This window comes from Streptococcus sp. 27098_8_75, assembly GCF_041432475.1.
In the GTDB taxonomy this organism is placed as follows: Bacteria; Bacillota; Bacilli; order Lactobacillales; family Streptococcaceae; genus Streptococcus; species Streptococcus gordonii.
Map to the genome: position 1 here is coordinate 24,467 of NZ_JAPVZR010000007.1, position 11,735 is coordinate 36,201.

The 11,735-nt window shown below is 44.1% G+C and carries 14 protein-coding genes and 1 other annotated feature; of the genes, 10 read left to right on the forward strand and 4 right to left on the reverse strand.

Translation table 11 applies throughout. From position 1 onward, the window contains the following. Window positions 1-22 precede the first annotated feature (22 nt). Genes O3640_RS10215 through O3640_RS10230 form a run of 4 tightly spaced genes read right to left on the reverse strand, consistent with a single transcriptional unit; the run spans window position 23 to window position 2,762 of the window. Window positions 23-316: a DUF5960 family protein gene (locus O3640_RS10215; RefSeq protein WP_268723161.1), complete on the reverse strand. Its 294-nt coding sequence runs from the start codon at window positions 314-316 to the stop codon at window positions 23-25. Next, a complete protein-coding gene (locus tag O3640_RS10220; RefSeq protein ID WP_268723162.1) occupies window positions 294-668 on the reverse strand; it encodes a hypothetical protein in 375 nt (124 codons plus the stop codon). The genes O3640_RS10215 and O3640_RS10220 overlap by 23 nt, the downstream gene beginning before the upstream one ends. Then, entirely contained in the window at window positions 665-2,080 is a 1,416-nt protein-coding gene (locus O3640_RS10225) for a Y-family DNA polymerase (RefSeq protein WP_268723163.1), read from the reverse strand. Before O3640_RS10225 ends, O3640_RS10220 begins: the two co-directional genes overlap by 4 nt. A gap of 4 nt (window positions 2,081-2,084) precedes the next feature. After that, window positions 2,085-2,762: an XRE family transcriptional regulator gene (locus O3640_RS10230; RefSeq protein ID WP_002896221.1), complete on the reverse strand. Its 678-nt coding sequence runs from the start codon at window positions 2,760-2,762 to the stop codon at window positions 2,085-2,087. A 142-nt stretch (window positions 2,763-2,904) separates the two neighbouring features. Here O3640_RS10230 and O3640_RS10235 point away from each other — a divergent pair, with 142 nt between their 5' ends. The 10 genes from O3640_RS10235 (at window position 2,905) to O3640_RS10280 (ending at window position 11,731) form a co-directional block, all read left to right on the forward strand. After that, on the forward strand, window positions 2,905-3,393 hold the full coding sequence (locus O3640_RS10235) for a YcxB family protein (RefSeq protein WP_061583596.1): 489 nt from the start codon (window positions 2,905-2,907) through the stop codon (window positions 3,391-3,393). 72 nt (window positions 3,394-3,465) lie between these two features. Further along, the gene (rsmD, locus tag O3640_RS10240; RefSeq protein WP_268723254.1) at window positions 3,466-4,014 is read left to right on the forward strand and encodes a 16S rRNA (guanine(966)-N(2))-methyltransferase RsmD; all 549 of its coding nucleotides are present in this window, start codon (window positions 3,466-3,468) and stop codon (window positions 4,012-4,014) included. Further along, window positions 4,004-4,498 carry a pantetheine-phosphate adenylyltransferase gene (coaD, locus tag O3640_RS10245; RefSeq protein WP_045634726.1) on the forward strand — a complete coding sequence of 165 codons (495 nt, stop codon included), beginning with the start codon at window positions 4,004-4,006 and terminating at the stop codon, window positions 4,496-4,498. The genes rsmD and coaD overlap by 11 nt, the downstream gene beginning before the upstream one ends. Then, window positions 4,485-5,528 carry a SepM family pheromone-processing serine protease gene (locus O3640_RS10250; RefSeq protein WP_045634725.1) on the forward strand — a complete coding sequence of 348 codons (1,044 nt, stop codon included), beginning with the start codon at window positions 4,485-4,487 and terminating at the stop codon, window positions 5,526-5,528. The genes coaD and O3640_RS10250 overlap by 14 nt, the downstream gene beginning before the upstream one ends. 171 nt (window positions 5,529-5,699) lie before the next feature. After that, entirely contained in the window at window positions 5,700-6,236 is a 537-nt protein-coding gene (locus O3640_RS10255; RefSeq protein WP_045634724.1) for a YutD family protein, read from the forward strand. 9 nt (window positions 6,237-6,245) lie between these two features. Then, window positions 6,246-7,334 carry a 23S rRNA (adenine(2503)-C(2))-methyltransferase RlmN gene (rlmN, locus tag O3640_RS10260; protein ID WP_061594633.1) on the forward strand — a complete coding sequence of 363 codons (1,089 nt, stop codon included), beginning with the start codon at window positions 6,246-6,248 and terminating at the stop codon, window positions 7,332-7,334. Continuing rightward, window positions 7,321-7,860 (forward strand): VanZ family protein, encoded by a 540-nt coding sequence (locus O3640_RS10265; protein ID WP_061596553.1) that lies wholly within the window; start codon window positions 7,321-7,323, stop codon window positions 7,858-7,860. The genes rlmN and O3640_RS10265 overlap by 14 nt, the downstream gene beginning before the upstream one ends. Before the next feature lie 69 nt (window positions 7,861-7,929). Beyond that, window positions 7,930-8,165: a binding site (T-box leader), on the forward strand. Window positions 8,166-8,227: 62 nt separating this feature from the next. After that, window positions 8,228-9,409 (forward strand): tryptophan synthase subunit beta, encoded by a 1,182-nt coding sequence (gene trpB / locus O3640_RS10270; RefSeq protein ID WP_268723164.1) that lies wholly within the window; start codon window positions 8,228-8,230, stop codon window positions 9,407-9,409. A 403-nt stretch (window positions 9,410-9,812) separates the two neighbouring features. Then, a complete protein-coding gene (trpE, locus tag O3640_RS10275) occupies window positions 9,813-11,171 on the forward strand; it encodes an anthranilate synthase component I (protein WP_268723165.1) in 1,359 nt (452 codons plus the stop codon). Continuing rightward, complete coding sequence (locus O3640_RS10280; RefSeq protein ID WP_268723166.1) at window positions 11,168-11,731, forward strand: aminodeoxychorismate/anthranilate synthase component II; 564 nt, start codon at window positions 11,168-11,170, stop codon at window positions 11,729-11,731. The genes trpE and O3640_RS10280 overlap by 4 nt, the downstream gene beginning before the upstream one ends. Window positions 11,732-11,735 lie beyond the last annotated feature (4 nt).

Consider the following 11,735-nt stretch of genomic DNA (forward strand, 5'->3'; position numbering starts at 1 on the left):
CTCCCAGACTTCGCTTGGGAGCTTATTGCTTTATATCTTCTGTTTGGCCTTGATAGTGGTAAATGCAGAGTCGCTTTGCCTGGTCTGGACGGCTGATGGTAAAGTGGAAGTAATGGTCTTTCTGATCTAAACTTTTGGTTTTAGAGAGTTTGAAATAAGTGACCTGGCGGCTGGCCATATGGTGGAGGATATCGTCTTCCATGGCCATCAGAGGCTGGGGAAGATTGGAGAATTGATAAAAATCCTCTTGAAATTGATAGTAATTCTGGGAAAAATAGTCAAATTGAAGTTCCTCATGTGCATTCTGAGTAGTCATCTGTGCCTCCTGAAGCTTGTATCGAAAGAATCTGGTGAATAGCAAAGCCTTTGTAATGGTCACCTTCCTGCAGGAGAACCTGTTTGCTGTCCAGATGAGAGACTGTAGCAACAACATCAGTCAGCTTGCCCTGATTGAGAAAGGTGATTCGGATAGGAACTTGCTGGCTGTAGGCTTGACTGAGCAAGCGGAATTTCTCCTGTCTGTCAAGCTGGGGCAGACGACTGATATCTAGTTCTTTTTTGGCCAGAGCAGTGCTGTGTTCAGAGAGAAAAAAGCCAGCCCACTTAGCCATACCCCGATCCTGAAAGTCACGAGCAGACTGATAGGGGAGATAAGAGCGGTCGGTCATGATAAGCCCTCCAACCCTCCAGCTGAATGGCCACCTGTTAGCTTGCTTCGAGCGATAGCACGGGAGGAGTCCAGCAAGGCCGATCCCTTAAGCAAAGAGGCGAAGCCGAAGCTATCTCTGATGTGGTCGATTGTCAGCTGGAGATCTTCTTCTTTTTGAATTTGCAAGGGATTATCAAAGAGAGAAATCAGACTATATCCTTGATCGACAAAGTCACTGTAAAAAACGCCAATCTGTCGGATAGCCCCGCCCTGATATTTAGAACGAAAAAGCTGAATGACGTTTTGAGCCAGTCGATCGCTGTTACTGGTAGGCTCAATTTTTTTCTGTGTATGAATGGAAGGCAGACACTCCTGTTTGGAATAGCGGGCATAGATGGAGACACACTGGCATTTCTTACCAGAACGTCTGAGACGAATGGCGACCTGCTCAGCCATTTCTCGGAAAACGAGCTCAATCTCTGCCTGCTGTCTATAGTCTCGGGGAAGAATTTGCGAATTCCCTAGGCCGTGTGACTTGACCTGATAAGGCTTGTGCACATTGCTTTCATCAATGCCGTGAGCGTGAAACCAAAGCTGCAGGCCCATGACCCCCATTTCTTTTTTGAGGATGTCAGGGTTAAAGTGAGCCAAATCATAAATGGAATGGATGCCTAGCTTTTTAAGACGGGTGGCTGTTCGGTGGCCGATGCCCCAAAAATCAGTTATTGTCGGAATAGTCCAAACCTTGCTGGGTACATCCTCGTAGGACCAGTTGACCCGCATCTTTTTTGTGTGTTTGGCTTCAATGTCCAAGGCTAGCTTGGCGAGAAGAGGATTGGCGTTGCTCAGACCGATAGAGGCATAAATCCCAGTCTTCTTCCAGATAGCCTGTTGAATGCGGGCGGCCAGCAGGTCCAGTTTGGTCCTGCGGTCCAGCGTATGATCAGGAATGAAGTAGTTGATAGAGCTTGTCAAATCTAGGAAGCCCTCATCGATTGAGTAGGGGAAAATGTCATCGGGAGCTGCAAAATCCTGGAAAATCTTTTGGATTTCCATGTTTTTCTGGATGTAGTAGTTCATCCGAGGTGGGACCAATAAGGTCTTTTGGGCTGCGTCTTCGATAAAGCGCACATAATCTGCTGTAATCGGCAGTCCCTGCTTGCGGGCAGCAGCATAGTTGAACTTGCGGGTGTGGACATCAAAAGGAAGATTATAGCTTCGGCTGACATTCTGGCTACCGAAATTCTTTTTAAAAAGAGGGGTGGCAGCTAGTATCAGTCCAGAGGAATTTTCAACTCGGCTCATGACACAGAGCGAGGTTTTTAAAGGGTCGAGACCGAGAGCGATGCATTCGCAAGAGGCATAAAAACTTTTCATATCCACAAAAGCGATGTCTGAACGAGGCTCGCGTGAATAATCAAATAGGACCATAGTTTTATACCTCAATCGGCAGAAAATGTCCAACTACGATACCAACAATAGTAGGCTGGTCTTCATAGGGAGCAAAGAGATCCTCGTAGTCAGGATTGATAGATTCTAGGCGTAGACCTTCAGCCTCACGATAGACTTTTTTGATATAGGTCTTGCCATTCCACATGAGAGCATAGACCGCCCCATCGTAGTCGAAACCTGTCTGTTTCATAAGGGCAACAGAGCCATTGGGATACTTAGGCTCCATCGAATCCCCAGAGACCCAGGATGCAAAGTCGTGCTGGATATCTTGATCAAAGTAGACAGTTTCGTAGTCTGTTTCATTGTCATAGTAGCTGTGACCGCGACCTGCCGCCAGCTCAACAGATAGAACCTTATAAGCTGTAAGGGAGCTAACTTTACGCTGTCTCTCTAGGAGCCGACTAGCGAACTGGTCTACTTCTTTTTTATGTGGTAGAGTTAGTAAAGGGTAGGTGTAGAGCGCGCTGGTCTTATCCACAAAGTAGTTCTCTTGGACTTTGAGACAGGTGGCCAACCTCCTGAGATTTTTGGCGTGGGGTTCTGCTAAACCATTTTCCCAAGCAGAGTAAGTCTTTCTGGAAATCCCAAGCTCTTGGTAAATGGAAGACTGAGTCAGATTAAGCTCCAACCGGCGTTTTTTTAATTTTTCATGCGAAAACATATCACACCTCCTATGTAACGTTTAAAAAGTTACATATAGTATAACAGAAGAAATCGAGAAAAGCAAGCTCTTTATCGAGTATTGTTATTTCTTGTAAGAGTGTGGTAAACTGTAGGGAGGAATATAACCTGGAGGTAGTGAGATGTTTCCTATGACAGCAAAAACGACCATGACAGAAGAAGCTTATCGCCGTTTCGCTTGGGCCAACTTTTGGTATCGAAAGACAGGGCTCTTTCCTCTAATCATTGGTGAAGTGGCTTTGTTAGCAGTGGGGTTGGTCTGTCTATTTTTTAGGGAGCCTTTGCCAGCTATTGGTATATTTATTTTCATGCCGATCATGCCTTTTTTACTTTATCGTTCTTTTAACCAACAATTCCTCAAGCTCTATAAGGATAATCCTCTCTGGCATGATTTGGAGCAGGAGTTTAGCTTCTATGAGACAGACTTTCAAGTCATTAATCGCAATCATACCTCCCGATATAACTATCAGGATATTGTGGCGATTTTGGATAAGCCGGAGAGTTTTTACATCATGGTTGGTCGGTCAATGGGACTAATCTTGGATAAGGCAGATTGCCAGCCTGAATTAATTGATTTTTTACTGAAATTAAAAGAAAACAGAAGTCTTTGATATTCATCTACTTCTGTTTTTTATCTGCTTAATTTTCAAAAGATTGGCCTGCTAGAGGCTAGTTATGTTATAATACTCTTTATGAGAGTTGTTGCAGGTAAATACGGGGGCAGGCCCCTCAAGACTTTGGATGGCAAGACGACTAGGCCTACGACCGATAAGGTTAAGGGGGCGATTTTTAATATGATTGGTCCTTATTTTGACGGTGGCCGAGTGCTGGATCTTTATGCCGGGAGCGGGAGTTTGGCCATTGAAGCTATTTCGCGAGGTATGGAGGAAGCTGTCTTAGTCGAAAAGGATCGCAGAGCTCAGGCTATCATTTCAGAGAACATCCAGATGACTAAGGAGGTCACACGTTTTGACTTGCTCAAGATGGAGTCTGGCCGAGCTTTGGAAATATTGACAGGTGCTTTTGACTTAGTTCTCTTGGATCCGCCTTATGCCAAGGAGCAGATTGTGGCAGACCTTGAGAAGCTAGAGGAGCGTCAGCTATTGAGTCAGGATGTCCTAGTAGTCTGTGAGACAGACAAGGATGTGGAATTACCAGAAGAAATTGCAGAGCTGGGCATTTGGAAGCAGAAGATATATGGAATTTCAAAGGTGACGGTGTATGTCAGATAAGATAGGATTATTTACAGGGTCTTTTGACCCGATCACTAAGGGCCATGTGGACCTGATTGAGCGGGCCAGCAGCCTCTTTGATAAGCTCTATGTAGGAATTTTCTACAACCGAGAAAAGTCTGGTTTTTTCACAATTGAGGCTAGAGAGCGGATAGTCAAAGAAGCGCTAGAACATTTGGATAATGTGGAAGTCATCACTTCGCAGAATGAGCTAGCAGTGACAGTAGCTCGGAGACTGAGAGCTAAAGTTTTTGTGCGCGGGCTTCGTAACAGCCAAGACTTGGACTATGAAGCTGATATGAACTTCTTTAATCGCGAGTTGGCAGGAGAGCTGGAAACGATTTTCTTGCTCAGCAAACCAGCCTATCAGCATATCAGTTCATCGCGTATTCGGGAGCTGCTTGCTTTTCAGCAGGATATAGCGGACTATGTGCCCCAAAGTGTAATCAAAGAATTAGAAAGAAGAACTTATGAAAAAAATTAGTGTTTATAAATGGCCCATTATTATTTTTTCAAGCTTGATTTTGCTTGTCGTATCTTTGACGGTTCCTTTACCATACTATATTGAAGTTCCTGGCGGTGCAGAAGATATTCGAAAGGTCTTGCTGGTTGACAATAAGGAAGATAAGGAAGCTGGGGCCTACGAGTTTGTGACAGTTGGAGTTCAACGAGCAACCTTTGCACATCTTGTCTATGCGTGGCTGACTGATTTCACGGATATCTACTCTGCTGAAGAAATGACTGGTGGATCATCGGACCAAGAATTTATCCGAATCAATCAGTTTTATATGGAAACATCCCAAAACATGGCCAAGTACCAAGGCTTGAAAACAGCTGGAAAAGATATTAGCATGAAATATCTGGGCGTCTATGTTTTGCAAGTTGCAAAAGATTCGACTTTTAAGGGAATTTTGAATATTGCGGATACGGTGACGGGAGTTAATGACAAGACTTTTGACAGTTCAGAAGAATTGGTGAAATATGTTAATTCGCAGAAATTAGGAGATAAGGTTAAGGTCACTTACCAGGAAGATGGCCAAGAAAAATCAGCGACTGGAAAGATTATTAAGCTAGAAAATGGTAAAAACGGAATCGGTATTAGCTTAATCGATAGAACAGAAGTCACTAGTAACATTCCGATTGAATTTACTACAGAAGGCATTGGAGGACCTAGTGCGGGTCTCATGTTTAGCTTGTCAATTTATACACAACTTGCAGATCCAACCTTACGAGATGGACGTGTGATTGCAGGTACAGGAACTATCAATCGTGATGGAGAAGTTGGTGATATTGGTGGGATTGATAAGAAAGTCGTCTCAGCTGCTAAAAGTGGTGCTAGCATCTTCTTTGCTCCCAATAATCCTGTAACAAAAGAAATGAAAAAAATCGATCCAAAAGCAAAGACAAACTATGAAACTGCAGTTGAGGCTGCTAAAAAGATTAAAACAGATATGAAAATTGTTCCTGTTAAAACCTTACAGGATGCCATTGATTATCTTAAGAACAATAAATAATAAAGCTGAGGCAGTCTTGTCTCAGCTTTATTTTTTGATGGAAGTCCTATTTGTCAAATTAGAGAAATTATCTGACTTTTCTCAGAAATGACTTTTTAAGGGTAAAAGCTTAAAATCTGCCTGTTTTTGTAGTATAATAGAGGAGTTATCTAGATAGAAGTGAGAAAATATATGCGCAAAGAAATTGCTCCAGAGCTTTATAATTACAATAAATTTCCTGGTCCTGAGTTCAAACAGATTGGTTCACAGGTCTTAACGGAGGAGATTGAGTTTAATTTGGTAGAGAACTACCGAGAAGCTTTTGATGTGACAGCTTTTAACCAACGCTTTTCAGAGATTTTAACCAAGTTTGATTATATTGTCGGTGATTGGGGCAATGATCAGTTACGGCTACGAGGCTTTTATCAGGATGAAAAAGCTAAGGAAAGTGACTTTAAAATCAGTCGTTTGGAAGATTATTTGCTGGAGTACTGTAATTATGGCTGTGCCTACTTTGTATTAGAAAACCTTCAGCCTAAGCGAGCTTCTTTTGATAAAAAATCTCGCAGTAAACGGGAGCAAGAACAGAATTCTGGTTCAACGTCAAAACGATCACGTTCTAGACGCTCAAGACGTCGGAATGACCAGAGTCGCGATAATCGTCAAAATAAACCAAAAGAAAAAGTCGCAAAAGAAGCCAATCGTCACTTTGTCATCCGTCAAAAATAAAGGAGAAACATGAAACCATCTATTTATAGTTTAACACGTCAGGAAATGATTGAATGGGCTGAAGCTCAAGGAGAAAAGAAATTCCGTGCTACCCAGATTTGGGAGTGGCTCTACCGCAAGCGGGTCCAGTCTTTTGAAGAGATGACCAATCTTTCCAAGGACTTGATTGCCAAACTAGACGATCAGTTTGTCGTCAATCCTCTTAAACAGCGTATCGTACAAGAGTCTGCTGACGGTACGGTCAAGTACCTCTTTGAGCTGCCGGATGGTATGCTGATTGAGACGGTGCTCATGCGCCAGCACTATGGACTTTCTGTCTGCGTGACCACTCAAGTAGGTTGTAATATCGGCTGTACCTTCTGTGCTTCTGGCTTGATTAAAAAGCAACGCGACCTCAACAATGGTGAGATTGTTGCTCAGATTATGCTGGTTCAGAAGTATTTTGACGAGCGTGGTCAGGATGAGCGGGTCAGCCATATCGTGGTAATGGGAATCGGTGAACCTTTTGACAACTATGACAATGTACTCAAGTTTGTCCGGACGGTCAATGATGATAAAGGTTTGGCTATCGGTGCCCGCCATATCACGGTTTCGACTTCAGGCCTGGCTCATAAGATTCGTGACTTTGCCAATGAAGGTGTGCAGGTCAATCTAGCTGTATCCCTACATGCCCCAAATAATGATCTGCGGACCAGCATCATGCGGATTAACCGTTCCTTCCCTATCGAAAAGCTTTTTGCAGCTATCGAATACTATATTGAGACGACCAACCGCCGGGTGACCTTTGAGTACATCATGCTCAATGAAGTCAATGACGGGGTAGAGCAGGCCAAGGAGCTGTCTGAGCTACTCAAGAACATTAAGAAGCTGTCTTATGTCAATCTCATTCCTTATAACCCAGTTAGCGAGCACGACCAATACAGCCGCAGTCCCAAAGAGCGCGTGATGGCCTTCTACGATACCCTCAAGAAAAACGGAGTCAACTGCGTGGTTCGTCAGGAACATGGAACGGATATTGATGCAGCCTGCGGTCAGCTGCGTTCTAATACCATGAAGCGTGATCGCGAGAAAGCATTGGTAGAAAATGTTCAGCCTTAAGAACTACCTGACTTCAGACGGTGAGTTGACTGCTAAGGGACGGAGATTGCTGATCGGAGGAAGCTGGCTCTATTTCTTGATGCTTTGCATTCTGTGCTTTATTCCTCAAGTTCCAGAGCCAGGAATGGAAACGCCGGGAGTCCAGTGTTTTGGCCGAATAGTGGTTTTGCTAGTCCCTTTTAATTCCTTTGTCAATATTGGCGAGATTACTTCTTGGATCCAGCTGGTCAAGGTTTTTATCCAAAATCTAGCTAATATCTTCTTGCTGTCGCCCTTAATTTTTCAATTGCTTTGGCTCTTTCCGAAGTTGCGGAAGACAAAGAAGGTTGTATGGCTGAGCTTTGGGATGAGTCTGTCTATCGAAGTGACTCAGATTCTACTGGACCTTCTCATCAACGCCAATCGAGTCTTTGAAATTGATGATCTCTGGACTAATACATTGGGTGGTTATCTGGCTTGGCGGGTATTTCAGCTTGGTCAGAAAATCTGGAAAGATCGTCAAGATGACGTTTTCAAAAGAGATTAGCGAGAGAAAAGTTCGGATTTAGAAGAAAAATTAAAATTTTTTCTTGACAAGAAAAAGGGAAAGACCTATAATAAAATAAATCATCAGAAAAGTAATAATTTTTTCTACTTTCAGGGAGCCTGTGGTTGGTGGAAACAGGTAGTGGAGGATTATGAAGTGGGCTGATGCAAAAAATGAATTTGAAGCAATAAAAATTCGGTGAGCACACCTTACAGTGCAGCTTGTTGTTAGACAAGACAGAGATATGGAGGCAGTCTATACTTTGCTCCATAATTGAGGTGGCACCGCGATTTTACGCCCTCACACAGAGTTTTTTCTGTGTGTGGGCTTTTGTTTTGCTTGAAAATAAAGAAAAGAGGCAATTAATATGACAGAAACTAAAGGATATTTTGGACAATTCGGCGGCTCCTTTGTACCAGAGCCTATCCAAGCCTTGCTGGATGAATTGGAAGCGACTTTTGAGAAGTATAAGGATGATCCAGAATTTTTAAATGAATACCGACATTATTTGGCGGATTATTCAGGCCGGGAGACCCCGCTCTACTTTGCAGAAAGTCTGACCCAGCATCTGGGCGGAGCTAAGATTTATCTGAAGCGGGAAGATCTCAATCATCTGGGCTCACACAAGCTCAATAATGTTTTGGGACAGATTCTACTAGCTAAGCGCATGGGCAAGACCCAGGTCATTGCTGAAACTGGAGCTGGCCAGCATGGTGTGGCAACTGCGGCAGCCGCAGCTAAGTTTGGTATGAAGTGCGATGTTTACATGGGTGCAGAGGATGTAGAGCGCCAGCGTCTCAATGTCTTCCGCATGGAAATGATGGGAGCGACTGTTCACGCTGTGGAAACAGGAACCAAAACCCTCAAGGATGCAGTGGATGCAGCCTTTGGAGCTTGGATGAACGATTTGGAAGCCTTCTATGTCTTGGGCTCAGCTGTCGGTCCTCACCCCTATCCGACGATTGTCCATGAGTTCCAAAAGGTGATTAGTGAAGAATCTCGCCGTCAGATTTTGAACAAGGAAGGCCGCTTGCCGGATTATGTCATTGCCTGTGTAGGTGGTGGATCCAATGCTATCGGTGCTTTCTCTCAGTATGTGGCGGATGAAGAAGTTAAGTTAGTGGGGGTTGAAGCCGCCGGGCGTGGTCTTGATACAGACCAGCATGCGGCGACCATGACCAAGGGAAGTGTCGGAGTAGTGGACGGTATGAAGACTTACGCTGTCTTTTCTGAAGATGGTCAGGTGGCGCCGGTTTACTCGATTTCAGCAGGCTTGGACTATCCTGGAGTTGGTCCTGAACATGCTTTCTTTAAAGATTCTGGTCGAGTAGAATACGTGGCAGCGACAGATGATGAAGCTGTAGATGCTTTGCTCCTCTTGACACAAAAGGAAGGAATTTTGCCGGCAATCGAAAGTTCTCACGCCATTGCTGAAGCCATCAAGCGAGCTCCAAAATTGTCATCTGACCAAATCATCATTATCAACGTATCTGGTCGTGGAGACAAGGATGTGGCAGCTATTGCCGACTATCTAGAAAAACGAAAATAAAATACCCAGTAGAAGAGTAGTAACATCCCTCCTTTCAGAGAGTCTGTGGTTGCTGAGAACAGGCAGGAGAAGTTATGAAATGGGCTGCTGGAGTCAAAATTTAGTCCTTTAGTTAAACTTTTATTACTTTGTTAGCGTGCTTTGCTGTAAACCAGTATACTGACTTGCACTAAAAGGGATCTAAATGACTGTAAATAAGTAAATGAGATGTGGAGCTTGAAAACTCCATAACTGAGGTGGCACCGCGATGATACGCCCTCACAGGATGAACTGTGTGGGCGTTTTTCTGTAGTTCTGGGGCAAATTATGACCGTGGACAGGTGCTATCTGTTCTTGTGAAATGCGGTCATGGCTAGCAAATTGTTCCTCCTTAAACGCTTTTGATTAAATAGAAAGAAACATTATGCAAAAGATTTTACCAGCTGATATTTTATCGCCGATTCTGGCTTACATGCGGATTCAGGGCGACCACAAGGTGATTTTGGAAAGTATTCCGAGAGATAGCGAGACAGCTCGTTTTTCTATCCTAGCTTATAACCCAGTCTTTGAAGTTCGCTATGAAAATGGCCAGTTAACAAAGAATGGACAAGTAATTGAGGCAGATCCATTGGACTATCTGCATGAGTTGGCAGTAAAAAAAGATCATCATTCAGACCTGCCTTTTGGTGGTGGAGCTATTGGCTTTGTCGGCTATGATATGATTTCCCTCTATGAGGAGATTGGTCAAATTCCAGCTGATGTGATTGGAACGCCAGATATGCACTTTTTCGTCTATGAGAGTTACATGGTTTTTGACCATAAAAAAGACAAGGTCTATATCGTTGAGGAGGCCCTCTACAGTAATAGAAGTGAAGCAGAATTGGCTGCTAGTCTGGAGCATATCATGACTGAGCTGGCGCAGCCAGCGACAGATGAATTTTCACCACTGGAACTGTCCAGTTTGAATTTCCAGAGCCATATCGAGCAGGCAGCTTTTGAAAAAATGGTGGAAGAAACGCGCAGCTTGATTCGGCAGGGAGATATGTTCCAATGTGTGCTCAGTCAGCGTTTTTCAGCAGAGTATTCTGGTAGGCCACTGGATTACTATCGCAATCTGCGTGTGACCAATCCTTCCAACTATCTCTACTTTTATGATTTCGGAGATTATCAGATTATCGGAGCCAGCCCAGAAAGTCTGGTGTCTGTCAAGCAGGGGCAGGTTACGACCAATCCTATTGCTGGAACCAGACCGCGAGGGAAGGATGAAAGAGAAGATAAAGCCTTGGCAGAGGAGTTGCTGGCTGACGAGAAGGAAGTGGCTGAGCACCGTATGTTAGTTGATTTGGGACGTAATGATATCGGTAAAATTGCCCAGAATAACAGCGTGGAAGTCACTAAGTACATGGAAGTGGAGTATTTCCGCTATGTCATGCACCTGACTAGTGTAGTTCGTGGTCAGCTTCTGCCCCAACTGACAGCCATGGATGCCCTCAAGTCAACCTTGCCGGCCGGCACTGTCTCGGGTGCGCCTAAGATTCGGGCCATGAAGCGAATCTATGAGCTGGAACAGGAAAAACGTGGCGTTTATGCAGGGGCTATCGGCTATCTTTCTGCGACAGGGGATATGGATTTTGCCATTGCTATCCGGACCATGATTTTGAAAAATGGCAGAGCTTACGTTCAAGCTGGAGCGGGTATTGTTTATGACTCGATCCCTGCTAATGAATACCAAGAAACCATCAACAAGGCCAAATCAATGACCAAGATAGGAGAGATGCAATGATTTTATTGATTGATAATTATGATTCTTTTACTTACAATCTAGCCCAATATATTGGAAATTTTGCAGAAGTTAAGGTCTTGCGAAATGATGATGCAGGCCTTTATCAAGCGGCAGAAGAAGCTGATGCTTTGGTTCTTTCTCCGGGGCCAGGCTGGCCAGCAGATGCAGGACGGATGGAAGAACTTATCCGCGATTTTGCTGGTAAAAAGCCGATATTGGGGATTTGCTTGGGACACCAAGCCATTGCAGAAGTATTTGGCGGAAAGCTAGGTTTGGCTCCCAAGGTCATGCACGGCAAACAAAGTATTCTGCGCTTTGAGAGAAAATCTCCTATCTATCAAGGGATAGAGGATGGGCAGCCGGTCATGCGCTATCATTCGATTTTGATCGAAGAGATGCCGGAGGACTTTGAAGTGACGGCTCGGGCAACTGATGATAATTCGATCATGGCTATCCAGCACAAGAGCCTGCCTATTTATGGTTTTCAGTATCATCCAGAAAGTATTGGCACGCCGGACGGCTTGTCGTCTATCAAGAATTTCATCGATTTAGTAAAATAAAGGA